General features: G+C 47.3%; 23 protein-coding genes. 6 read left to right on the top strand and 17 right to left on the bottom strand.

Features of this window, described 5'->3' with window-relative positions:
- Positions 1-8 precede the first annotated feature (8 nt).
- Together H8705_RS07760 and H8705_RS07755 are read left to right on the top strand one after the other, a co-directional pair.
- Positions 9-1,328: a glutamine synthetase family protein gene (locus H8705_RS07760; RefSeq protein ID WP_262395269.1), complete on the top strand. Its 1,320-nt coding sequence runs from the start codon at positions 9-11 to the stop codon at positions 1,326-1,328.
- A gap of 42 nt (positions 1,329-1,370) precedes the next feature.
- A complete protein-coding gene (locus H8705_RS07755; RefSeq protein ID WP_262395268.1) occupies positions 1,371-1,937 on the top strand; it encodes an ANTAR domain-containing response regulator in 567 nt (188 codons plus the stop codon).
- 35 nt (positions 1,938-1,972) lie between these two features.
- Here H8705_RS07755 and rbr read toward each other — a convergent pair whose 3' ends face one another.
- The 4 genes from rbr to H8705_RS07735 form a co-directional block, all read right to left on the bottom strand.
- On the bottom strand, positions 1,973-2,515 hold the full coding sequence (gene rbr / locus H8705_RS07750) for a rubrerythrin (protein ID WP_262395405.1): 543 nt from the start codon (positions 2,513-2,515) through the stop codon (positions 1,973-1,975).
- A gap of 115 nt (positions 2,516-2,630) precedes the next feature.
- Positions 2,631-3,458, bottom strand: a complete 828-nt coding sequence (locus H8705_RS07745; protein WP_262395267.1) for an Mrp/NBP35 family ATP-binding protein — start codon at positions 3,456-3,458, stop codon at positions 2,631-2,633.
- 86 nt (positions 3,459-3,544) lie between these two features.
- On the bottom strand, positions 3,545-3,868 hold the full coding sequence (locus H8705_RS07740; protein ID WP_262395266.1) for an AzlD domain-containing protein: 324 nt from the start codon (positions 3,866-3,868) through the stop codon (positions 3,545-3,547).
- Complete coding sequence (locus H8705_RS07735; protein WP_262395265.1) at positions 3,861-4,580, bottom strand: AzlC family ABC transporter permease; 720 nt, start codon at positions 4,578-4,580, stop codon at positions 3,861-3,863. The genes H8705_RS07740 and H8705_RS07735 overlap by 8 nt, the downstream gene beginning before the upstream one ends.
- A gap of 177 nt (positions 4,581-4,757) precedes the next feature.
- Here H8705_RS07735 and dinB point away from each other — a divergent pair, with 177 nt between their 5' ends.
- Positions 4,758-5,972: a DNA polymerase IV gene (gene dinB, locus H8705_RS07730; protein ID WP_262395264.1), complete on the top strand. Its 1,215-nt coding sequence runs from the start codon at positions 4,758-4,760 to the stop codon at positions 5,970-5,972.
- A 37-nt stretch (positions 5,973-6,009) separates the two neighbouring features.
- Here the strand turns inward: dinB and H8705_RS07725 are convergent, their stop codons facing one another.
- From H8705_RS07725 to H8705_RS07665, 13 genes are all read right to left on the bottom strand, one after another.
- Positions 6,010-7,689, bottom strand: coding sequence for an ATP-binding protein (locus H8705_RS07725; protein WP_262395263.1), 1,680 nt, complete (start codon positions 7,687-7,689; stop codon positions 6,010-6,012).
- Positions 7,686-8,366: a response regulator transcription factor gene (locus tag H8705_RS07720; protein ID WP_262395404.1), complete on the bottom strand. Its 681-nt coding sequence runs from the start codon at positions 8,364-8,366 to the stop codon at positions 7,686-7,688. The genes H8705_RS07725 and H8705_RS07720 overlap by 4 nt, the downstream gene beginning before the upstream one ends.
- 35 nt (positions 8,367-8,401) lie before the next feature.
- On the bottom strand, positions 8,402-9,058 hold the full coding sequence (phoU, locus tag H8705_RS07715) for a phosphate signaling complex protein PhoU (protein ID WP_262395262.1): 657 nt from the start codon (positions 9,056-9,058) through the stop codon (positions 8,402-8,404).
- A gap of 18 nt (positions 9,059-9,076) precedes the next feature.
- On the bottom strand, positions 9,077-9,826 hold the full coding sequence (pstB, locus tag H8705_RS07710) for a phosphate ABC transporter ATP-binding protein PstB (protein WP_262395261.1): 750 nt from the start codon (positions 9,824-9,826) through the stop codon (positions 9,077-9,079).
- Between the two features lie 14 nt (positions 9,827-9,840).
- Positions 9,841-10,749, bottom strand: coding sequence for a phosphate ABC transporter permease PstA (gene pstA / locus H8705_RS07705; RefSeq protein WP_262395260.1), 909 nt, complete (start codon positions 10,747-10,749; stop codon positions 9,841-9,843).
- Entirely contained in the window at positions 10,749-11,609 is an 861-nt protein-coding gene (gene pstC / locus H8705_RS07700; protein ID WP_262395259.1) for a phosphate ABC transporter permease subunit PstC, read from the bottom strand. The genes pstA and pstC overlap by 1 nt, the downstream gene beginning before the upstream one ends.
- Before the next feature lie 105 nt (positions 11,610-11,714).
- The gene (locus H8705_RS07695) at positions 11,715-12,677 is read right to left on the bottom strand and encodes a substrate-binding domain-containing protein (protein WP_262395258.1); all 963 of its coding nucleotides are present in this window, start codon (positions 12,675-12,677) and stop codon (positions 11,715-11,717) included.
- A gap of 469 nt (positions 12,678-13,146) precedes the next feature.
- A complete protein-coding gene (locus H8705_RS07690; protein ID WP_262395257.1) occupies positions 13,147-13,968 on the bottom strand; it encodes a metal ABC transporter permease in 822 nt (273 codons plus the stop codon).
- Entirely contained in the window at positions 13,961-14,671 is a 711-nt protein-coding gene (locus H8705_RS07685; protein WP_262395256.1) for a metal ABC transporter ATP-binding protein, read from the bottom strand. The genes H8705_RS07690 and H8705_RS07685 overlap by 8 nt, the downstream gene beginning before the upstream one ends.
- Entirely contained in the window at positions 14,671-15,636 is a 966-nt protein-coding gene (locus H8705_RS07680) for a metal ABC transporter substrate-binding protein (protein WP_262395255.1), read from the bottom strand. The genes H8705_RS07685 and H8705_RS07680 overlap by 1 nt, the downstream gene beginning before the upstream one ends.
- Complete coding sequence (locus tag H8705_RS07675; protein WP_262395254.1) at positions 15,626-16,063, bottom strand: Fur family transcriptional regulator; 438 nt, start codon at positions 16,061-16,063, stop codon at positions 15,626-15,628. Before H8705_RS07675 ends, H8705_RS07680 begins: the two co-directional genes overlap by 11 nt.
- 144 nt (positions 16,064-16,207) lie before the next feature.
- Positions 16,208-17,692 (bottom strand): UxaA family hydrolase, encoded by a 1,485-nt coding sequence (locus H8705_RS07670; protein ID WP_316248650.1) that lies wholly within the window; start codon positions 17,690-17,692, stop codon positions 16,208-16,210.
- Between the two features lie 5 nt (positions 17,693-17,697).
- On the bottom strand, positions 17,698-19,167 hold the full coding sequence (locus tag H8705_RS07665; protein ID WP_262395253.1) for a tagaturonate reductase: 1,470 nt from the start codon (positions 19,165-19,167) through the stop codon (positions 17,698-17,700).
- A gap of 263 nt (positions 19,168-19,430) precedes the next feature.
- Here H8705_RS07665 and H8705_RS07660 point away from each other — a divergent pair, with 263 nt between their 5' ends.
- From H8705_RS07660 to H8705_RS07650, 3 genes are all read left to right on the top strand, one after another.
- On the top strand, positions 19,431-20,432 hold the full coding sequence (locus H8705_RS07660) for a LacI family DNA-binding transcriptional regulator (RefSeq protein WP_262395252.1): 1,002 nt from the start codon (positions 19,431-19,433) through the stop codon (positions 20,430-20,432).
- Positions 20,433-20,479: 47 nt separating this feature from the next.
- On the top strand, positions 20,480-21,895 hold the full coding sequence (gene uxaC / locus H8705_RS07655; protein WP_262395251.1) for a glucuronate isomerase: 1,416 nt from the start codon (positions 20,480-20,482) through the stop codon (positions 21,893-21,895).
- 187 nt (positions 21,896-22,082) lie between these two features.
- A complete protein-coding gene (locus tag H8705_RS07650; protein ID WP_262395250.1) occupies positions 22,083-22,781 on the top strand; it encodes a FadR/GntR family transcriptional regulator in 699 nt (232 codons plus the stop codon).
- Positions 22,782-22,922 lie beyond the last annotated feature (141 nt).

Raw genomic sequence — 22,922 nt, 5'->3', positions numbered from 1 at the left:
CGCAAGTAATGGATTATACAATCAATGAAGTCCTGCAGTTTGTTGCTGAAAATGATGTGAAATTTGTAAAACTGGCTTTTAATGATATTTTTGGGGTATCCAAAACGATTTCAATTATTGCCGACGAACTTCCTCGCGCATTTAAAAGCGGCGTTTCTTTTGAAGCCTCTAAAGTCGACGGGTTTCTTACAAAGGAAGAACAGGACCTTTTCCTGTTCCCTGATCCGGCAACCCTGGCGGTTTTACCCTGGCGGCCCGCCCAAGGCCGGGTAGTTCGGTTTTACTGCAACACCCGCCATCTAAGCGGCGATCCCTTTGAAGGAGACGGCCGCAATATTCTTAAAATGGCGGTGGCCAAAGCCGCACAGATGGGTTATACCTGCAAGATTGGCTCGGAATGTGAGTTTTATCTGTTCGAAATGGATCAGCTTGGAAATCCCACCCAGGTTCCCCACGACCAGGCGGGATATATGGATATCGCTCCGCTGGACAAGGCAGAAAACGTCCGCCGGGAGATCTGTCTTACTCTGGAGGAGATGGGGATTAAACCAGAAAGCTCCCATCACGAACAAGGTCCTGGTCAAAATGAAATTGATTTCAGGTACAGCGACGCTCTCACCGCGGCGGACGATCTGGTTACCTTCAAAGGCGTTGTCCGCACGATCGCCGCCCGCAACGGCTTATTTGCCTCTTTTATGCCCCGCCCTATTAAGGATCAGCATGGCAGCGGGCTTCGTATCGATCTTTCCCTGTATAAAAACGGCGTCAATCTGTTTGAAAATTTCACTACAGAACAAAACCCGCAGGCCCAAAGCTTTATTGCAGGGATTATCCATCATATTGGCGAAATGACCGCCTTCTTAAATCCCATTACCAATTCTTACAGCCGATTCGGACGGCTGGAAGCGCCAAAATACATTACCTGGTCCAACCAAAACCGGGCGCAGTTAATCCGTATCCCCGCGGCCAAAGGCGATCTTTCTCGGATGGAACTTCGTTCCGCCGACCCCTCCTGTAATCCATACCTGACATTTGCCCTGCTGATTTTGGCGGGCATGGATGGGATCAGCAATAATATGACATTGGGGGATCCGTCCAATTTTAATTTGTATGCCTGCCACCCGAAGGATCTTACAGGAATTCCTACCCTGCCGGACAATTTAGGGGAAGCGCTGCAGCTAGCCCAGCAAAGCGAGTTTATAAAGGCGATTTTCCCTCCCTTTGTTTTAGAAACCATTTTCCGGGAAAAATTTTCCCTTTGGGAAAATTATTGCAGCGCTCAGGACAAAGACGCTTTTGAGAAAGAAACCTATTTTAAAACTGTCTAGCGTTAGCCTTTTTTATTCTATCAGTACAGGGGGTGGTCTGAAGTGGATAGTGTGCTTATTGCCTCCAGTTCCCAAAAGGGCGGCGAGCTGTTAGCGGGGCTTCTTAAGGCCGCCGGATATACGCCGAAATACACCCTTGCTTTTAGCGGAAGCGAAGCTAGGCGGGCTTTAGTGGACAATGATTTCGATCTGGTGATTATCAATACTCCTCTTTCGGACGAGTTTGGAAATGAGCTTTCCACCTGTGCATCAGATACCTCGGGAGTGATATTAATCGTAAAAAATGAAATCGCAGACGAAGTTTCTTCCCGTGTGGAAAATTATGGCGTCCTAGTAGTGGCCAAACCGGTAGGCCGCGCGGTATTTTTTCAGGCGGTAAAATTATTAAACGCCGCTCATCAGCGGCTGCAGGGATTAAAAAACGAAAACGAACGCCTTCAAAGCAAAATTGAGGAAATACGCCTGGTAGACCGGGCAAAGTGCGCATTGATTCAGTATTTGGATATGACAGAACCCCAGGCCCACCGATATATTGAAAAGCAGGCTATGGATATGCGTACTACCAAACGGGAAATTGCCCTGGGTATTCTCTCCAACTATGAAAATTAAAAAGCTCTCCCAAAAGGGAGAGCTTTTTTATAAACTTAATAGTCTACCACGTGCATCTGGAAGTAGGACTGCTCGTGGGAACAAACCGGACACACCACAGGAGCGCTTTCCCCTTCCACCATATATCCGCAGTTTAGGCAGATCCAAACTACCTTTTGCTCTTTCTTAAAGACCTTTTGATCCTTTACATTCTTGGCCAAAGCATTGTAGCGCTGTTCGTGATGTTTTTCAATTTCCGCTACCTTTTCAAACAAAAACGCAATCTGGTCAAATCCTTCTTCTCTGGCTTCTCTGGCAAAGTCCGCATACATCTGTGTCCATTCGTACCGCTCGCCTGCGGCGGCGTCGTTTAAACTTTCTTCCACACTGGGCATGGTATTATCATGCAGCAGTTTAAACCAGATCTCCGCATGTTCTTTTTCATTGTTGGCAGTCTCGTCAAAAATGTCCCCGATCTGCTGATATCCATTTTTTTTGGCGTTTGCGCAGTAATAGGTATACTTGTTTCTCGCCTGGGATTCCCCTGCGAAGGCCGCCATCAAGTTTGCCTGTGTACGGGTGCCTTTGAGTTCTTTCAAATCTTTCATATAAGCTCTCTCCTTTTTCTGTATGGGAAATAATACTATTAATTTTTCCCTTTTACAGAAAAAAATACAGGGAAAATAGAAAAATCTATTTCCCCTGTAAAAAGCTTTATTCCAAATTTTCAATGACATCAGCGGCCCCGTCCATCCAATCTCCTTCGAACAGCTCCACAACACCGCTATCGCATATGCTGGCCAGATGGGGAGTAAGCGGAAGCTTCGCCAATACTTTCAAATCAAATTCCCGCGCTATCTGCTCAATATGGCTTTCCCCAAAGATATTGATCTTCTTTGCACAATCCGGGCACTGGACATAACTCATATTTTCTACCAGTCCCAAAATCGGAATATTCATCATCTTCGCCATTTTTACCGCTTTTTCCACTACCATGGAAACCAGTTCCTGCGGGGAGGCAACTACGATAATCCCATCCAAAGGTATGGATTGGAATACGGTAAGGGGAACGTCGCCGGTGCCCGGAGGCATATCCACAAACATAAAGTCCACATCATTCCAGATTACGTCGGTCCAGAACTGCTTGACTACCCCGGCAATGATAGGACCTCTCCACACCACTGGATCGGTATCATTCTCTAAGAGCAGATTGATAGACATAATTTCAATTCCGGTTTTACTTCTTACCGGATAAATTCCCGTTTCATCCCCGCCGGCTTTTCCAGTAATCCCAAAGGCTTTGGGAATCGAGGGACCGGTAATATCCGCGTCAATAATGGCCGTATTATACTCTCGGCGTTTCATCAGTACTGCCAGCAGGGAAGTCACCAGGGATTTCCCAACGCCGCCTTTTCCGCTGACAACGCCAATTACTTTTTTAATGCTGCTCAATTCGTGGGGCTTTTCAATAAAGTCCGCCGGATTTTGACGCTCACTGCAGTTTTCACCGCAGGTTTCACAGTTGTGGCTGCATTCGCTCATTCGGGTGCATCTCCTTTATCCTATCACATATGTTAAGGCGCCCTGTCATGGGCCCACAGATAGTATACTTCTTCAGTGCACTTTTGTCAAACACACATACGTATCATCCATTCTACCGCTAACACCGCACCGCAGGCGGACAGCGCCACCGGCAAAAGCCCCTTCTCATAATAAGCCAATACCACCGCCACCAACAGTCCCCCAAGGGCGGAATATAAACTGGCGGTAGAGGCAAAGATTGCCGGGAAGGTCATAGCGCCTAATACGGCATAGGGAACATAAAACAGAAAAGATTTGATAAATCTGCTCTCAATTTTTCTCTTAAAAATAACCAGCGGTAACATGCGAATAAGGTAAGTAACCACCGCCATAACCAGCACATATAGTAAAACCGTTTTTATTTCAGGCATCTCCACCCTCCTCTACAGGGAACAGCCAAGCGCCCAATGCGGACGCGGTCACGGCACACAAAATAATTACAAAGCCTGCTGATACCCGATTTAATACAGGAACATAATTAAAAAGGCAGCTCATCCCCACAGAAAATAGAATTACGTAAAGCACTGGCCGGTAATGTTTTGCCGGAGGGATTATAATTGCTAAAAACATCCCGTATATAGCAATCCCCAAGGCAGAACGAATGGTCTCCGGCAAAAAGGAGCTTGCCGCAGCTCCGATAAAAGTCCCCAGCACCCAGCCGATAAACGGGGCGCAAATCAGACCGTACAGGTATCTTTTTCCCACTTCCCCTTTCTGTCCGCTGGCAACAGCGAACACCTCGTCTGTATTACCAAAGGCAATCGCCAGGCGATGCAGGGTGCTCACTCCATTGTCCAGTTTCTGAGAAAGGGACAGAGACATCAGCGCGTAACGCAGGTTGATCACCAGCTGGGTCAGCGCCATCTCAAACATGGGGGCTCCGGCTGTAATCAGCGTAAGCCCGGCAAACTGGCCGGCAGAGGTTAAATTTGTCATTGAAATCATCACCGCTACCCACACGGGCAGCCCAGAGGATACCGCCATCATACCAAAGGTAAAGGAGACGGAAAGGTAGCCAAGACCGATAGGCACTCCGTCTTTAAATCCTTTGGAAAAACTGTTTTGCGATTGCATCTGCTGCATATGTCTTTTCTTACTCCTGCATAAAATTACCCTGTTTAAAAAACAGGTTTTATGATATTATTTCATTATAACCCTTCATACGGACTGAAAGCTTGTCCGCTGCTGAGAAACGCAAGATTTTCCGTTACTTATTATAGCAATATATTTCTTTCAAGAAAAGAGAGAGGCGTAAATTTGGTGGATCGTACAATTTTACACTGCGATTGCAACGGATTTTATGCGTCTGTTGAATGCGCGATGCATCCGGAATATAAAAATGTGCCTATGGCGGTATGCGGAGATCCGCAGAACCGTCATGGGATTATATTGGCAAAAAACGAACTGGCTAAAAAATACAATGTTCAAACCGCAGAAACTATCTGGCAGGCGAAACGAAAATGTCCCGATCTGGTGCTGGCGGCGGCCCACCATCGGGAGTACCAGCGGTATTCCCGCATGATCAACGCTATTTATCAGCGATTTACCGATCGGGTGGAACCGTTTAGCATCGATGAGTCTTGGCTGGACGTCACTGGCTGTCAAAATTTATTCGGGGACGGAAAACAGATTGCCGATACTCTGCGAAATACCATTCGGGAAGAATTGGGAATTACTATTTCCGCCGGGGTCTCGTTCAACAAGATTTACGCCAAACTGGGCAGCGATTATAAAAAACCGGACGCCACTACCGTCATTACCCGGGGAAACTATCAAGAACTGCTTTTTCCTCTGCCGGTAAGCGCGCTGATGTATGTGGGACGCTCCGCCAGAGAACAGTTGGACAAATTATACATTAAAACTATCGGAGATCTGGCCAGAAGCGATAAACGGCTGATTGCCGGGAAGCTGGGCAAGGTAGGGGAACTGATCCATGATTACGCCAATGGTATTGACGACAGCCCGGTTGCCTCTATTTATGAACAGCGGGAAATTAAATCCGTAGGAAACGGGATCACTTTCCGGCGCAACTTAACCGGAATTGAAGATATTCGCCTGGGGGTCCGGGCGCTGTGTGACACAGTTGCGGGGCGGCTGCGCAAACACGGGTTAAAGTGCCAGACTCTTCAGGTGACAATCAAAGATCCGCAGTTTAAAGTCATCACCCGGCAGCGTCCTCTTCCTTTTCCAACCAATCTGTCCCAGGAGTTGATCGATCTGTCTTTGGAGATTGTCAGTTCTTCCTGGCGTATAGGCGCTCCTATTCGTATGCTGGCAATTACCGGCTCTGGTCTTATTCCCGCCGATCAGGTAGAGGAACAGCTTTCCTTTTATACAAACCCAGATGCGCCAGCGCGGAAAAAACAAGAAAAACTGGAGAATGCAATGGACATTATCCGAGAAAAATACGGTCAGGGAGCCATTTCATTCGGGACGGTGATTCATAACGATCTGGGGATTGAAAAAGACGATTAAAAAGGCCATTTGCATATGCAAATGGCCTTTTGGCTTGTTATAAGGGAAAACGTATGGTCACCTCAGTGCCTTCGCCTTCCTGGCTTTCCAGCGTCAGGGAACCGCGGTGGCTCTCCACAATATGCTTGACAATCGAAAGTCCAAGCCCCGTGCCGCCGGTTTGTTTGGAACGGCTTTTATCCACACGGTAAAATCTCTCGAAAATACGGGACTGATGTTCCTTGGGTATCCCAATCCCTGTATCTTTTACCGAAAGGACAACTTCCCCGGGTTCCTGCCTGATCGAAATTTTCACGCTGCCCCCGGGTTGATTGTACTTGATCCCATTATCGCAAAGGTTAAAGATCAGTTCCTCCATCATTCTGGGATTGGCGCTGAGCTGGCCTTCTTCCCCTTGGATGCTGAGGGATACCTGTTTTTGCTGAGCAATGATCTGCAGGGTATTTAGTACATTCTCACAAATCGGCCTCAGCGATATTGGTTCTTTTTCCGGATCGGTGCCTTCCTCAATCTGGGAAAGCCGAATAATATCATCCGTCAAGGTAATCAGCCTGCTGGCCTCCCGATAAATCCTTCCGGCAAACTTTTTGATATCCTGGGGGGAACTTACCATCCCCCCCGAAATCATCTCCGCAAAACCAGAGATGGATGTGAGAGGCGTTTTTAGTTCATGGGATACGTTAGCGGTAAAATCCCGGCGGATTTTTTCCGCTTTCTGCTGCTGCGTCACATCTACCAGCAGGATAATCCCTCCGCATACTTTTTTCCCGGCAAATACTGGATTGGCATATACCTGTACAGAGCCGCGGCCGTTTTCCAGAAGAATATCACATCCGGTTCCTTCCACCGCCTGATCTACGCAATGAGAAAACTCTACGTTCCGGCAAAGGGTCAATATCCCCTTCCCCTCATAGTCGCCTTTTTTTACTTCCAGCAGGGAGAGGGCGCTTTTATTTACCGAAAGAATATCCTTTTGCAGATCAACTAAAATGAGGCCTTCCCGCATATTGCTTGTGATTGTGCTGATTCGATCCCGCTCGTCCGCCAGTTTATCCATCTGGGACTTAATCATCCGGTTCTGTTCTTTGATCTTGTGATAGAAAGGCTCCAGCTCCCCATATCCCGAATATTCCTGATCGTCCTCAATATTCTGAGCCAGTTGTTTTACGGGGAGAAGGATTCGTTTTGTCAGTTGGGAAGCAATAATAAAGCAAGCCCCCAATAACATAACAACTATCCCCAGCACCAACGGCAGCGCATTTTGAAATACGGTACCTACACTTTTGGTCTGCATGGACAGACGCAGCACCGAGCCGTCGGAAAGCCTTTTGGCATAATATACGCTGTCCTGTCCTACCGTTTGAGAGTGACGCACATCCGTCCCCTCCCCTTTTTGCAGGGCCGCTATCATTTCCGGGCGCTGGCTGTGGTTTTCCATGGACGCACTGTCCGCTGAAGTGTCAAAGAGGACGGATCCGTCCGCGTTGAGCCAGGTAATACGCATATCCCGAAGCCCTTTTACCTCCGTATCCAGATATCCCAACTGCTCATCGCCTACGAAGGATATTCCATTTTCTATCATAATCGTCTGGTTTTTCAAACTGTTCTTCGCTTGAGAGATCCCCATACCATAGGATACCCACAGCATCACCCCTGCTGTCAGAAGAACCAGCACCAGAGAGGTGAAACACAGGCTGATGTATATCCGCTTTTTCATCTCTCCTGGCCTCCTATTTTATAACCTACTCCGCGCACGGTCTGTATCAATTCTCCGCTGGACCCCAGCTTGTGGCGCAGGGATTTAATATGCATATCCACTGTCCGGCTTTCTCCTTCATAATCGAATCCCCATACCTTTTCCATAATTTTTTCCCTGGTCAGAACAATTCCTTCATTTTTCAAAAGGTAACTGAGCAGCTCAAATTCTTTAAAGGTCAGGGTTACCGGCACGTCCGAGGCGGTAACCGTCCTTCTTTGAGGATCCAGCCGGATAGTTTGATAAACCAGCGCTTCCTCTGACGGCGCCTGCACATTGGACCGGCGCAGTACCGCCCGGATGCGGGAGATCAGCTCCATAACCCCAAAAGGCTTGGTTATATAATCATCCGCTCCCAAATCCAGTCCTTTTACTTTATCATATTCCGCCGCCTTCGCTGTAAGCATAATTACCGGGGTCTGTCTCATCTGAGGGTTTTGGCGGATTTTTGATAGGATTTTCAGGCCGTCTTCTCCGGGAAGCATAATATCCAAAAGCACCAGATTTGGAGTGCCAGCCTTAATTGCCGGCCACAACTCCTCCGCGCTGGAAAAGCCCCGGCCCTCAAAGCCGCTGCTATGCAAAGCGTACAATATCAGTTCCCGTATACTTTCGTCATCTTCCACAAGATAGATCATAGCGTCTGCCATATCCTCTGTCTCCTATCCTCAGTTTAAATCACCCGCTGGCTCCCATGCTGGCCAGTAATTGAAAATACCACCCATTCCGCAATGTTGGTGGCATGGTCGCCGATACGCTCAAAATACTTGGCAACCATCAGCAGATCCACTGCCTGTTCGCCATTATCGGCGCTTTCCCGAATCAGCCCGATTAAATCGGCCTTTACCTTATCAAATAATCCGTCTACCACATCGTCATATTCGATGACTTCCTGAGCCAGCTTTAAATCATGAGCCACATAAGCGTCCACACTGCGGGTTACCATGCTGATCGTATCCTTGGCCATTTTGCTGATATGTTCCATGGAGGTGATATAATCTTCATTAATCAGCCGGATGGTAATTTCCGAAATGTCCCTTGCCTGATCGCCGATACGCTCCATATCCGTAATCATTTTCAAGGCGGTGGAAATCATTCGCAGATCTGCCGCCACCGGCTGCTGCTGAAGCAGCAGCTTTAAACACCGGCGCTCAATGTCTTTTTCTTTTTCATCTACTTCGCTGTCAAAATCAATGGCTTTATAGGCAAGCCCTGCATCTTTTTCTATTAACGCTTTTACCGCGTCGCCGATGGCATTTTCAATAAGCGCCCCCATAGAAATAAGCTCGTTATTGAGAACTTCCAGTTCCCGGTCAAATCGATTTCTCATTGCAGTTTTCTCCCTTCATCATCCAAAACGGCCAGTAATATAATCTTCTGTCCGTTTGTCCTTGGGCATGGAAAACAGATTTTCCGTCTGATCATATTCCACCACCTCACCCAGTAGAAAAAACGCGGTGCGATCAGAAATTCGGGTAGCCTGCTGCATGTTGTGAGTTACTATAATTATAGTATACTCCCGTTTAATTTCCAATACCAGATCTTCAATTTTGGATGTGGAAATGGGATCCAGCGCGCTGGTAGGCTCATCCATCAAAAGCACTTCCGGCTCTACCGCCAAAGCTCTGGCAATACACAGCCTTTGCTGCTGTCCGCCGGAAAGCCCCAAAGCGCTTTTTTTCAGGCGGTCCTTTACTTCTTCCCAAATAGCGGCGTTGCGCAGAGATTTTTCCACAATATCATCCAGTTTGGATTTGCTGTGTATCCCATGGGTGCGAGGTCCAAAGGCAATATTGTCATATACGCTCATCGGAAAAGGATTTGGTTTTTGAAATACCATGCCCACCCGTTTGCGCAGTAGGTTTACATCCATATTGCCGTAGATATCTTCTCCATCCAGCAGAAATTCTCCGGTGATTTTGCAGCCTTCAATTAAATCATTCATTCGGTTTAAGCTTTTAAGTAATGTAGATTTTCCGCAGCCGGACGGACCAATAAAAGCAGTAATTTGTTTTTGGGGGATATCCAGATTAATATTTTTTAACGCGTGGAAATCATTATAATAAAGGTCCGCATTTTTAATTTCAAATTTTCCCATGATCTCACCCTTTCCTAGCTCTTGGCAAGCCTTTTCGCTACTGCCGCCGACAGCCAGTTAATCAAAAGCACCACAATCAACAAAACTACCGCCGTGGCATATGCCTGGTTGGTATTCAGCCCTTCCCCCGATAAGGCCCACATGTGGATCGCCAGCGTACGCCCGGACATGAAAAGGAACTCTCTTCCCGTAGGGATTTGCGCCACAGTTCCCGCTGTATAGATTAACGCGGCGGTTTCTCCTACAATCCTGCCGATCGCTAAGATCACCCCGGCCAAAATTCCCGGGATCGCCGAGGGGAGTACAATTCGGAATACGGTGCGAAGTCTGCCTGCTCCCAAACCGAAACTTGCTTCCCGGTAGGTGTCAGGCACCGATTTCAGCGCCTCTTCCGTGGTGCGCATAATCAGCGGCAGGATCATAATCGCCAAGGTAAACGCGCCGGCGATCAAGGAAAATCCCCAATGCAGCGCCGTTACAAAAAATAACATTCCGAACAGCCCGTAAACAATAGAAGGTATCCCCGACAAAGTTTCGGAGGTAAGACGTACCAGCTCTACTATCTTGTTTCCCCGCCTTGCATATTCCACTAGATAAATAGCGGTGAAAATTCCCAACGGCACCGCCAAAATCAGCGAAAAAACTGTCATCATAATCGTAGTAATAATCGCCGGAAACATCGAAACATTCTCGCTGTTATACTCAAAAGCGAACAGGGAAGGCGTCAAATAGGGAATCCCTTTGATTAAAATATATAGGATCAAAAAGAAAAGCACGAATACGGTAATCAGAGTAGCGGCCGCAACAATCAAAAATAAAAATAAGGAAAGAGGATGCTTCAAATAGCTTTTTATCCTTTGCTTAAGGGTCAACCGGTTAATCGGATGCTTTTGCGGCCTTGCAGAAGCTGCTGTCTGGTTCATCAATCCACCTTCCTTTTCAAAAGCGAAAACGCCAGATTAATAATTAGGATAAATACGAACAGCACCACCCCGGTAGCGATGAGCGCTTCCCGGTGCAGATCGGCCGCATATCCCATTTCAATAACGATATTGGCCGTCATTGTCCGTACCCCTTTGAGAATTCCAGCGGGCATCCTGGGCTGGTTTCCCGCTACCATAATCACCGCCATGGTCTCGCCGATGGCACGGCCGATTCCCAACACTACCCCAGCTAGGATTCCCGATTTAGCGGCAGGAAGCACGGTAAAAAATACCGCTCTCTCATGGGTGGCTCCTAAGGCCAGGGCCCCCTCATAGTAGCTGTCCGGCACCGCCCGGATAGAAGATTCACTTACGCCAATAATCGTGGGTAAAATCATAATCCCCAGCAAAATCGACGCGGTCAACATGCTGGTGCCTTTTCCGCCAAAGGTTTCCCGGATCAATGGCACCAGCAGCACCAGTCCAAAAAATCCGTATACAATGGACGGAATACCCGCCAGCAGTTCCACCGCTGGCTTTAATATTTTATATAAGGGCTTGGGACACATTTTCGCCATAAATACCGATGTTAAAATTCCAATAGGAACTCCAATAATAATCGCTCCCGCAGTGACATAAATGCTGCCTAAGATCATAGGAAAAATCCCAAAGGACGCAGGAATATCCTGCGGCGTCCATTTGGTTCCCAAAAGGAAGTTAAATACCCCGATTTTAGACATGGCGGGAACTCCATTAGCAAATAGAAAAATGCAGATCAATAATACTGCTATAATAGAAGTCAAAGCACAAATAAGAAAAAGGATTTCCATTGCCTTTTCAATCAGCTTTTGCCTGCTCATACACGTTTACCTCATCCCTCTATGTAAAAGAAGTGTAAAATACCCTGTTTCCAAGAAAGGGGCGGATATTCGTATCCGCCCCTGGAGGATTTCGGCCTGTTGGATTTATTTAATGATATCGCTCCATACAAGTGTTTCACCGGTAAAGATAGATTTTACCTGCTCAGAAGTCATTTCTCCTGCTGGGTTCGCCGCGTTTACAATAACCGCGATCCCGTCGTTGGCAATGGCGGTAGCAGTAAGTTCGGCAGCTTCGCTTTCTTTAAGCTCACGGGAGGCCATACCGATATCACAGGTACCTTCCAGCGTGGCGGTCATGCCGGCGGTGGAGTCGCTGGTCTGGATTTCAATCGTTGCCGCAGGATTGACAGCGATATACGCTTCTTTGAGTTTTTGCATAATCGGAGATACCGAGGAGGAGCCGGCAACTACAATTTTTCCCTCCGGCTTGCTTCCCGCATACGCCTGAGCCGCGTCGTTTACCGGGATGTAGCCGTCAGAAACCACTTCCTGGCCTTCTTTGCTCATGATAAAGTCGATAAAGTCTTTTGCAAGCCCTGTAGCTTCGCCTTTGGTGGCGATATTAAACGGACGGGAAACTTTATACGTGCCGCTTTTTACGTTTTCAGCGGTAGCTTCTACTCCATCAATGTTCAGCGCTTTTACAGTGTCATTTAACGAACCCAAGGATACATAGCCGATAGCTGCTGGATTGCCTGCAACGTTGGTAAGCATCACATCGGTTTTGGAAGCGATATCCGCCTCTTCGGTGGTGTGGTCGACTTTGTTGCCATCCGCATCCTTTTCTTCAATGCCGAACAGTTCAACAAAAGCGCCGCGGGTTCCGGAACCTGGTTCCCGGCTGATTACCGCAATTTCCGCGGCAGTATCAAAATCCGAGGAAGCATCCTCCTGGGAAGGGGCCTGCTCTTGGGAGGAAACCTGCTCCTGGGAAGGAGCCGCCGGGGTATCGCTTGTAGAGGGAGTACTGGCGTCTGTGGAAGAACAGCCCGCGAATACAGACAATGCTAACATAGCTACCAGCAAAACACTTACTACTCTTTTCATTTGTTTTTCACCTTTCTTTTACACGGGTTTTCCCCGCTGCATATTTTTCTCAAATTCATGTAAACTCTATGTACTTTTTTCTTTCGTTTACAAGCTACAGTATAGCGGCCGATTGTAAAATCCAAAGAGCAGCTATGTAAAATCCAGGTAAAATATTTGGTGATTTTGTCTTGTTATCCCTGATGTTTTTAGTTAATCCTGCACATTAGAAATAGTTTCATCACAAAGTTTTACAATTTAATTTTATTATTCTTCAAACGGACTTCACATTCTCCCGGTATACTAAGACCATAGCAAACGCCCCCTCTATTACTTTTAAAATACATGCTGTTAGCCCGCCGAATGGTCGGAATACCGGTCCGGCGGGCGGGACAGACCAAAAGAACCAAAGTGCTTTTTCTTTCACTTTTTTATATAAATAGAAAGAGGCCTCCCGCATGAATGCGGGAGGCCTCTTTCTATTTTCTTTTTATGTTTTCTCTTTTATGACTCCAACAATAAAAAATATCCCGAATACCGCCAGATTTACTACTACAATACTCGCCCCCGCAGGCAGGGAAAAGGCAAAGGAGGCAAGTATTCCCAAAAAGAAACAAACCACCGAAATGATCGCCGAACTGATCACAACAGTTTTAAAGGTCCGGCAAACGCGCATAGAGGTCAGCGCCGGGAAAATAATCAGACTGGATATGAGCATGGTACCCATAATCCGCATCCCCACCACGATAGTCAATGCCGTTAGCAATGCAATCAGAATGTTATAGTTTCCTACCTTAGTGCCCGTAGCCTTAGCAAAGCCCTCGTCAAACGTCACAGCGAAAATCCGATGATAAAAAAATACAAACATCACCAGCACAATCACCGAAAGAATCACACTGAGAAATACATCACTGGAACTCATAGCCAGGATGCTGCCGAACATGTAGTTATAAACGTCCGTATTCATCCCCTGGGACAGGGAGGTGACAATAACTCCGATGGCCACTGAGCTGCTGGCAATAAGCGCGATCGCCGCATCCCCTTTGATCTTGCTGTTTTCACTGAGCCGTAAAAGCAAAAACGCCGCAATCACCACAACAGGCACCGACACCTGCAAAGGCGCCAAATTTGCCGCCAAAGCGATAGACAGCGCGCCAAAGCCCACATGGGAAAGGCCATCCCCGATCATAGAGTACCGTTTGAGCACCAAGGTAACTCCCAGCAGGGCGGCGCATAAGCTGACCAAAGTTCCCACCACCAGCGCCCGGCGGATAAAATCGTAGGAAAACAGCCCTATCAGCATCTCAAGCATGGTCTCCACCCCCTGTAAATCGGCGGCCGACGTCGCTTTCCAGATAGTCTTTTACATCTCCAAAAAAGCTGACTCCCGCGCTGAGGTGCAGGATTTTGGTAGCATATTTTACTGCACAGCTCACATCATGGGATACCATAAGGATCGTCACGCTGCTTTGCCGGTTGAGCTGGCCGATGATCTCATACAATTCCCCGGAAACAATCGGGTCCAGCCCTGTGATAGGCTCGTCTAATAACAACATCTTTTCCGTAGCGCACAGGGCTCTGGCCAACAGCACTCTCTGCTGCTGCCCGCCGGAAAGGTCCTGGTAAGATTTATTCTTGATCTGTTCAATACCCAGCCGCTTTAGGTTATCCATCGCCCACTGGCGCTGGGATTTTCCATAAAAAGGATGACGCTTCATCCGGTTTAAACAGCCGGATAGTACAACCTCATACACGCTGGCCGGAAAATTTCGCTGAATTTCCGTCTGTTGGGGGAGATACCCAATTTCATCTCTGCTGACTCCGCCCGAAAAAGCAATTGTTCCGGACTTTACTGGGGTAAGGCCTAATATACCCTTGATCAGCGTACTTTTTCCCGATCCGTTTTCTCCTACAATACATAAGTAATCCCCCGCCTGTACCTCAAAGGAAACGTCCTTCAGCGCCACGGTATTTTCGTATGTCATCGTCACATTTTTACAGGAAAGCTGTACCATTAGTTTAGCCCCTTTTTCAGGTTTTCCGCATTTTGTTCCATTAAATCCAAATAGGTGATCCCCTGGTTAAATTGTTCTTTGCTCACGTTGTGACAGGAATGAAACAGCAGCATTTCTGCCCCGGTTTCCTCACTGATAGAACGGGCCACCTTGGGATCGGTAAGCTCTTCATAGTAGACCACGGGGATCTCTTCGGAGCGGATTTCATCAATTAACTGCGCGACTTTGCGTACGCTGGGCTCCGTTTCCCCGGAGCAGTTGTCATACGCCGCGTCATACGCAAGCCCATACCGGGCGGCAAAATAATAAAACGGGAATTTTCCCCCAAAAATCATTTTCTTTCGTTTGCCTTCACTGACAATCGTCTGAAACTTTTCATTTAATTGATCCAGCCGCGCTTGATACGCTTCTCCATTGGCCTTATAATAGGAGGCGTTCAGCTCATCCACTTCACAAAAAGCCTCTTGAATCGTACTGACCATCGTCTTTGCCAGCACCGGATCCGTCCAAAAGTGCGGATCATATTCATGGACATGTATCTGATCTTCCTTAGCATGTTCCTCTTGTGCCAGCGGCTCTTCCTGTGTTTTTACCAGAGCGATGTTCTGGGACACATCCACAATTTTAACATCTCCGGTGATACCATCAATAATGCTCTTAGCCCAAGGCTCCATCTCTTCCCCAGTGTAGATAAACAAATCCGCTTTTTCAATGTTAATAATATCCGCCGGCGTAGGTTCGAAATTGTGACTTTCCACCCCCGGCGGCAAAAGCAGGCTTACCTCCCCTTTCTCCCCTGCCAGCTGGCGGGCAAAATCATACTGGGGAAATAGTGTGGTCACTACCGTCAGTGTCCGCCCGTCCTCCGACACCGGCGCTTCGCTTTGGGAGCAGCCGGTAGCTCCCGGGACAAGAAGCAGAAGTGCCGCCGCAACCGCTAAAAAAGAATAGATTTTATTTTTCATGTTTTTCCTCCGATTGTTTGCCTGCGCATTTAGCGCACAGGCCATATAGGACCGTTTTGCTGTTATCTATGGTAAAACCATGGTGCTCGAACACATGGGAATTTACCTGATCTAAATACTCGCATTCCACGTGGATCAGCTCGCCGCAGCCGCTGCATTTTAAATGGTAGTGGGCGTGGCAGTCCCCGGAATTATCAAAATATTGATAACAGGCGCTGGCCCCTTCCTCCACAATATATTTCCGTACGGCCCCGCTTTTCACCAACAAATCAAGATACCGGTAAACGGTGGATTTTCCCACTGAATTTCCAGTTTTCTTAAAATGTTCCACCACATCGTCCGCGGTAATGTGAACGCCTTTGCGGGAAACGAGATACCCAAGTATCAAATCCCGCTGTTTTGTTTTATATCCACCTACCTGTACCATATAAATTCTCCTAAATTGAAATTGAGTTTCAATTTCATATTATATCTATAGGATGCCCACAAGTCAATAAAAACATACAAAAAGGCGAGGGATGTTTTTACAAAACATCCCTCGCTTTACAAATAAAACAGCGATTATATTGAATTATAGAGTAACTCCATCTTTAAAAATAGCCAGGTCCCGTACGCCGTGCTGTTCCGTTTTGGTTTTAATGCGACCGGACGCCACATCTAAAATAAAGCTGTAAAAATACTGGGAAAGCTTTTCCATGGGCACGCCGTCAATAAAGTCTCCGGCATTAAAATCAATCCAGTTGCGTTTTACCTCAAACAGCCGGGTGTTGCTGGAAATTTTCACCGTAGGCACCGGACAGCCAAAAGGCGTTCCTCTGCCAGTGGTAAACAACACTAACTGCGCTCCGGATACCGCTAAGGCGGTGGACGCTACCAAATCGTTGCCCGGAGCCTGTAAAAGATTGAGCCCCTTTACCTGGTGAGGATCTCCATAGGCCAGCACGTCGGTAACAATGCCGGAGCCGCCCTTCTGTGTGCATCCCAGAGATTTATCCTCCAGGGTAGTAATCCCGCCGGCCTTGTTGCCCGGAGAGGGATTTTCATACACCGTCTGGTGGTAACGGACAAAGTAATCCTTAAAATCATTGATAAGATTCACCGTTTTATCAAAGGTAGCTTTGTCCTTGCACCGATTCATCAGGATTGTTTCCGCGCCGAACATTTCAGGCACTTCTGTGAGTATGGTGGAACCTCCCTGGGAAAGAAGAATATCGGAAAAGGCTCCCACCAACGGGTTAGCCGTAATGCCGGAAAGTCCATCGGAGCCGCCGCATTTCAGTCCGATTACCAACTCTGAGGCTGGACATTCTTCCCTGGTAAAAGTATTGGCATACTCCTTTAGTTCCCCAATCAAGCGCACCGCATCCCCCACTTCGTCAGAGGTGCTCTGGCAGTTGAGAAATTTTACCCGTGCAGGGTCATATGGGCCTAACACTTTTTTAAATACGTCGATATTATTGTTTTCACAGCCCAACCCCAATACCAGCACACCGCCGGCATTGGGATGGCGCACCAGTCCAGCCAGGGCTTTCTGGGTATTAAGATGGTCCTGGGAAAGCTGGGAGCAGCCGTAGGGGTGGCAGAAGCTGTAAATTCCCTCCACGTTCTCCCCCACCAAATGCTGGGATTCTTTTTCGATTATCTGCGCAATGGAGTTAACACATCCCACTGTGGGGATAATCCAAATCTCATTGCGGATCCCCACCTTTCCGTCCGGGCGCTTGTATCCCAGGAAGGTTTTGGGCTTCTGGGGAGAAAGTTCTTTCAAATTGGGCTGGTAATCATACTCCTGTTTTTCACTGAGTTTGGTTTTCAAGTTATGGGTGTGCACCCACTCCCCCGGTCCAATGTCCGCGGTGGCCACGCCAATGGGATGGCCGTATTTTATTACGTCCTCTCCCGATTTAATAGGGGAAAGGGCAATTTTATGTCCAAATGCCACTTCCTGCAAAATTGTAATCTTTTGTTTGCCGGCGGTTACCGCCTCTCCCTTTTCCAAGGGCTGAAGAGCCACTCCTACATTGTCGTCCGGATGGATGACTAAGAAATTCAGCATACCTGTTATCCCTCCACCACTTCATGGATCAGCTGTTTCATGCCTTTTTGGGCCGCTTGAGCGAGATATCCGCTGACAGTGTCCACGAAACCTTCATAACGGGTCAGGTCCTCGCCCCAGAATTTCTCATTGGAGGCTACCGCGGCAACATAATCCTGAACGGGCAGAGATTTGGAATTTTTAGCAAAAAACTCCAATACTTCCGCCCCGTCTTTAATGTTGTACTCCTGTCCGTCCCGATGTCCGATCAGAACGCCGTCGCGCAGTTCGTCAGAGGTATAAAACGCCAACAGCGCCGCAAAAGAGAAAGTTAACAGGCGGGGAATTTTTCCGTTGGCCTTATAGCAGTCACGGAAGGTAGGCAGAATACGGGCTTTCCATTTGGAGATAGAGTTTAAGGAAATATCCAGCAGGCGATGCTTGATAAAGGGATTTTCAAACCGTTCCAGAACAGAATCCGCAAAGGCTTTTACCTCTTGCGCCGGCAATTTTACCGTAGGCGCAATTTCCTCGAATACGATGCTTTCCATCAGCTTGCGGATATCCGGATCTTTCATACATTCCAAGACAATTTCTTTGCCCGCCAGATAAGCACCCAGCACAGTGGAGGTATGCGCTCCGTTTAAAATACGTACTTTCCGTTCCCGGTAAGGAGTTTGGTCCTCGGTAAAGATCACCGGCAGTCCCGCTTTGTCCAGAGGGAAGTCGGCGGAAATATCCTTTTCACTTTCAATGACCCACAGGCCGAACGGTTCGCAGGTATCCACCAGATGATCTATGTAACCCAACTGCTGGTAAATTTCGTCCACAATATCCCTGGGATATCCGGTAACAATCCGGTCAACCAAAGTATTGCAGAAAACGCAGCTGTTTGCTACCCAAGTTTTAAATTCATCGCCCAGATTCCACAGGTCAATATACTGGTTGACGCATTTTTTCAGATTGTCGCCGTTATGCTCGATCAGCTCGCAGGGGATAATGATAAGCCCCTTATCCGCCGCTCCCTTAAACTGTTCAAAACGGCCGTAGAGGAGTTTGGTCAGCTTTCCGGGATAGGTGATGGGCGGGCAAAGCTCAAACTTATCCTGGTCATCATAAACAATTCCCGCCTCGGTGGTGTTGGAAATAATAAACCGCAGGGTATCCAGCTTAGAAATCGCTACGTATTCCTCGTAATTTTCATATGCGCCGACCGCTTTCTGCACGCTGGTAACCACACGGCTGGAGTTTACCACTTCCCCGTTCATCACTCCGCGCATTAAAACGGTATACAAATTATCCTGTTTTTTAAAGTTATCCAGATTGCCGAATTCGATGGCTTTTACAATGGCTACACCCATATCCGTAACGCCTTTTTCGTTGGCGATGTCAATCATATAATCGACAAACGCCCGTAAAAAGTTGCCTTCCCCGAATTGCATCACCCGAATAGGATGCTGTTTTAACTGCACCAAATTTTTATTTAATTGTTCCACCGCTATATTTCCTCCTATAAATTAATTGCGCTATTTTAAAAAATATCGTAAGCGTTTACGTTAATCTAATAATAAATTTTACAGGGCAATCTGTCAAGTGTTCTCCGGAATTTTTTGTAATTTTCTATATAATCCCCTTATTCTATGGGAAATTTCACAAATCCTCTGGGATTTTTAAAAAAATACTTGTAAAAAGATGCCGCCCATTGTATAATCTAAATTGTAAGAGCTTACGGAGCGTATAACAATGAGGAGCGTGTCTAATGCAAACGACCATTTACGATATTTCCAAAAAATCCGGCGTTTCCATCGCTACTGTCTCCCGTGTGCTTAACAATAAAAAAGGCGTCAGTGAAAAAACGCGGCAAAAAGTCCTTGCCGTTATGGAAGAGATCGGCTATACTCCAAACGCTTTTGCCCGCGGGCTGGGGCTGAATACCATTAAAACCGTAGGGATTATGTGTATGGACGTATCGGATATCTACCTTGCCAGTGCGGTTTCCACCTTGGAGCGTGAACTGCGGCATAAAGGCTACGACAGTTTACTATGCTGCACCGGCGCCAATGCGGAAGATAAGCGCAGCTACCTTCAGGTGCTTTTGTCCAAGCGGGTAGACGCTATTATCCTGGTAGGTTCTCATTTCATTTCCGGCGGGGACAGCGGTTATATTATTGAGGCCGCCCGGCAGGTACCGATTATTTTAATCAACGGTTACATTAAAGGGGAAAATATCTACTGTATGCTGACAGATGATTTCGGACTAGTGCGGGATGCGGTCAGCCAGCTTATCAACGGGGGGCACCGGCGGATTTTATATGTATATGACACCACCACCTACAGCGGCCGCCAGAAGATGGACGGTTATAAAACCGCTCTTACCCAGGCGGGGATTCCAATAGAAGAAGAGCTGATCCTCTTTTGCAAAAAAAACTTAGAGGAAAGCCAGGAGAAGATCGGCCAACTGCTGGATCAGGGGGTAGGTTTTGACGCTGTGGTATGCGCGGAGGACGAGCAGGGTGTCGCCGCTGTCAAAGCGGCTATTGAACGCGGTATCCCCATTCCGGAAAAAATGGAGGTTATCGGATACAATAATTCGATTCTTTCCCGCTGCAGCGAACCTGGGTTGACTTCCATCGATAATCGTGTGGAAGCCTCCTGTATGACCGCAATCAATACCTTATTCGGCGTATTTGAAGGGAAAGATTTTCCAGATCGGATTTTAATTTCCGGAGAACTGGTAAAGCGCAGTTCTACTAAAATATAATCGTTAAACAGTTAAACAATATTATTTTAAGAAAAGAGGTTATATAAATGTCAAAACAGTTTATGGATAAGGATTTCCTCCTATCCAATGAAACAGCTAAAGTCTTGTTCCATGAGCATGCGGCGAAAATGCCCATCATTGACTATCACTGCCACATCAATCCCCAGGAAATCGCTGAGGACCGGCAGTATGAAAATATCGCCCAGCCTTGGCTTCAGGGAGACCATTATAAGTGGCGTGCCATGCGTTCCAACGCTACTGACGAAAAATATGTCACCGGAGACGCCAGCGACCGGGAAAAATTCCAGAAGTGGGCGGAAACATTGGAAAAGGCCATCGGTAATCCGCTGTATCACTGGACCCATCTGGAACTGCAGAGATATTTTGATTACTACGGCTCGTTAAATGGTAAAACCGCAGAAGAGGTTTGGAATCTGTGCAACAAGAAATTAGCCCAGAAGGATATGAGCGTTCGCGGTATTATCCGCCGTTCCAATGTAAAACTCATCTGTACCACCGACGATCCGGTAGACGACCTTCGCTATCATAAACAGCTGGCTGCTGACAAGGACTGGGAAGTGAAAGTTCTGCCTGCTTGGCGCCCGGACAAAGCAACTAACATCGAGGCGGATGGTTATGTGCAGTACATAAAGACGCTTTCTGAGGTCAGCGGCGTTGCCATCAATGATTTTGACAGCTTATGCGCGGCCTTGAGCAAACGTCTGGATTTCTTTGACGAAATGGGCTGTGTGGCTTCCGACCATGCTCTTGCTAAAGCCATTTATGCCCCCGCTTCCAAGGAGGATGTAGACGCCCTGATGAAAAAAGCCCTCGCCGGAGAAAAACTGTGCGAGTGCGACGCGGATAAATATAAGACCGCCCTGCTCCTGTTCCTCTGCCGGGAGTACGCCAAACGCGGCTGGGTGCTCCAGCTGCATTATGCCGCAGTAAGAAACAACAATTCCCGTCAGTTTGCAAAGCTGGGACCGGATACTGGGTATGATTGCATCGGCTCTTCCTTGGACGCCGCTTCTCTGACCGCCTTCCTGGATGCTTTGGAAAAAGACGGCTTGCTTCCAAAAACGATTTTGTATTCCCTAAATCCACAGGATAACGCTATGCTGGGTACTGTTCTGGGCTGCTTCCAAGGCAGCGAAGCCGCTGGTAAAATACAGCAAGGCTCCGCCTGGTGGTTTAATGATACGAAAAACGGCATGGAGACACAGCTGAAGAGCTTTGCCGATCTCTCCCTGCTGGGCAACTTCATAGGTATGCTTACCGACTCCAGAAGCTATCTGTCCTATACCCGCCATGAATATTTCCGCAGAATCCTGTGTAACCTGATCGGTACCTGGGTAGAAAACGGCGAGTTCCCAGCGGATATGGACCTTCTGGGAAAAATGGTAGAGGATATCTGCTTTAATAACACCAATAACTTCTTTGGTTTTGATGTAAAACTTTAAACATGTCCTAAAAAAGGCCGCGGCAATGCCGCGGCCTTTTTTTGATGTAGGTAAAATTCATACAAAAATACATCAGACGTCTGATCAATATTAACAAAATTTTGTCAAAACACTAAAAAAATCAGAAAATCCAGTTGATAATTCTATTACAATTATATTATAGTTAACCTAAAGGGGGCGTCAAAAGATGAACCATACTTTAATGTCTCAAAAAGAGCTTCCATCTGTTGCCGCCCAACGGCTGCGGGAAATGGTGCTGGAAAAAAAGATGAAACCCGGGGATAGATTTCCCACCGAAGGCGAACTGATCAGCATGTTTGGGGTAAGCCGTTCCACCGTCCGGGAAGCGGTGAAAATATTAGTAGCAGAAAATCTGGTGGAGATTCATCGCGGACGGGGTACCTTTATCGCTCAAAAGCCAGGCATGGTTCGGGATCCTTTGGGGCTGAGCTATACCGATCAGAAAAAGCTGTTTGAAAATCTAATGGAAACCCGTATGATGATCGAGCCTCAAATCGCTTACTTGGCCGCTCAAAGGGCCAATGAAGAAAATCTCTCCCGGCTGCGCGGTGCTATTGCTGCAATGGAACAGGCGCAGGAACAGCACATTGATTATCGGCCTTTTGATGTGGAATTTCATTCCGCCGTCGCCGAGTGCAGTCACAATGATGTGCTTCAGCGAATTTTGCCGATTATTTGTGATTCCATCCGTACTGGTTATTTTAAAACTTATAATGTGCCCGGCAGTTATCAAAAGTCGGTTGTGTATCACAACAAGATTTATCTGGCGATTAAAAATCATGATTCGCAGGCGGCAAAATTTGAAACCGAACAGCATATTAGACAAACCATGGAAGACGCAAAATTAATACCAAGGGACAAGTAGAATTTTTTGATTTGAAGGAAGTGAGGTGGCCCACAGTGGGGAAGAAGAAGAGCGGGATATGGCCGTATCTGCTGATAGCGCCGGCACTGATAATAGTGGTAGCAGTGGTGTTCATCCCAGTAATCAACGCGGTATCGATGA

Source organism: Youxingia wuxianensis, from assembly GCF_014385085.1.
Lineage (GTDB): Bacteria > Bacillota > Clostridia > Oscillospirales > Ruminococcaceae > Youxingia > Youxingia wuxianensis.
This window is presented reverse-complemented; position numbering and strand designations above follow the sequence as displayed.

Excerpts from the sequence above, each read along its gene's own strand:
- H8705_RS07760 (WP_262395269.1), top strand. The coding sequence starts at position 9 with ATGGATTATACAATCAATGAAGTCCTGCAGTTTGTTGCTGAAAATGAT.
- H8705_RS07745 (WP_262395267.1), bottom strand. The coding sequence starts at position 3,458 with ATGAGCGAATGCAGCCACAACTGTGAAACCTGCGGTGAAAACTGCAGT.
- H8705_RS07740 (WP_262395266.1), bottom strand. The coding sequence starts at position 3,868 with ATGCCTGAAATAAAAACGGTTTTACTATATGTGCTGGTTATGGCGGTG.
- H8705_RS07735 (WP_262395265.1), bottom strand. The coding sequence starts at position 4,580 with ATGCAGCAGATGCAATCGCAAAACAGTTTTTCCAAAGGATTTAAAGAC.
- H8705_RS07725 (WP_262395263.1), bottom strand. The coding sequence starts at position 7,689 with ATGAAAAAGCGGATATACATCAGCCTGTGTTTCACCTCTCTGGTGCTG.
- H8705_RS07720 (WP_262395404.1), bottom strand. The coding sequence starts at position 8,366 with ATGATCTATCTTGTGGAAGATGACGAAAGTATACGGGAACTGATATTG.
- phoU (WP_262395262.1), bottom strand. The coding sequence starts at position 9,058 with ATGAGAAATCGATTTGACCGGGAACTGGAAGTTCTCAATAACGAGCTT.
- pstB (WP_262395261.1), bottom strand. The coding sequence starts at position 9,826 with ATGGGAAAATTTGAAATTAAAAATGCGGACCTTTATTATAATGATTTC.
- pstA (WP_262395260.1), bottom strand. The coding sequence starts at position 10,749 with ATGAACCAGACAGCAGCTTCTGCAAGGCCGCAAAAGCATCCGATTAAC.
- pstC (WP_262395259.1), bottom strand. The coding sequence starts at position 11,609 with ATGAGCAGGCAAAAGCTGATTGAAAAGGCAATGGAAATCCTTTTTCTT.
- H8705_RS07695 (WP_262395258.1), bottom strand. The coding sequence starts at position 12,677 with ATGAAAAGAGTAGTAAGTGTTTTGCTGGTAGCTATGTTAGCATTGTCT.
- H8705_RS07690 (WP_262395257.1), bottom strand. The coding sequence starts at position 13,968 with ATGCTTGAGATGCTGATAGGGCTGTTTTCCTACGATTTTATCCGCCGG.
- H8705_RS07685 (WP_262395256.1), bottom strand. The coding sequence starts at position 14,671 with ATGGTACAGCTTTCCTGTAAAAATGTGACGATGACATACGAAAATACC.
- H8705_RS07680 (WP_262395255.1), bottom strand. The coding sequence starts at position 15,636 with ATGAAAAATAAAATCTATTCTTTTTTAGCGGTTGCGGCGGCACTTCTG.
- H8705_RS07675 (WP_262395254.1), bottom strand. The coding sequence starts at position 16,063 with ATGGTACAGGTAGGTGGATATAAAACAAAACAGCGGGATTTGATACTT.
- H8705_RS07670 (WP_316248650.1), bottom strand. The coding sequence starts at position 17,692 with ATGCTGAATTTCTTAGTCATCCATCCGGACGACAATGTAGGAGTGGCT.
- H8705_RS07660 (WP_262395252.1), top strand. The coding sequence starts at position 19,431 with ATGCAAACGACCATTTACGATATTTCCAAAAAATCCGGCGTTTCCATC.
- uxaC (WP_262395251.1), top strand. The coding sequence starts at position 20,480 with ATGTCAAAACAGTTTATGGATAAGGATTTCCTCCTATCCAATGAAACA.
- H8705_RS07650 (WP_262395250.1), top strand. The coding sequence starts at position 22,083 with ATGAACCATACTTTAATGTCTCAAAAAGAGCTTCCATCTGTTGCCGCC.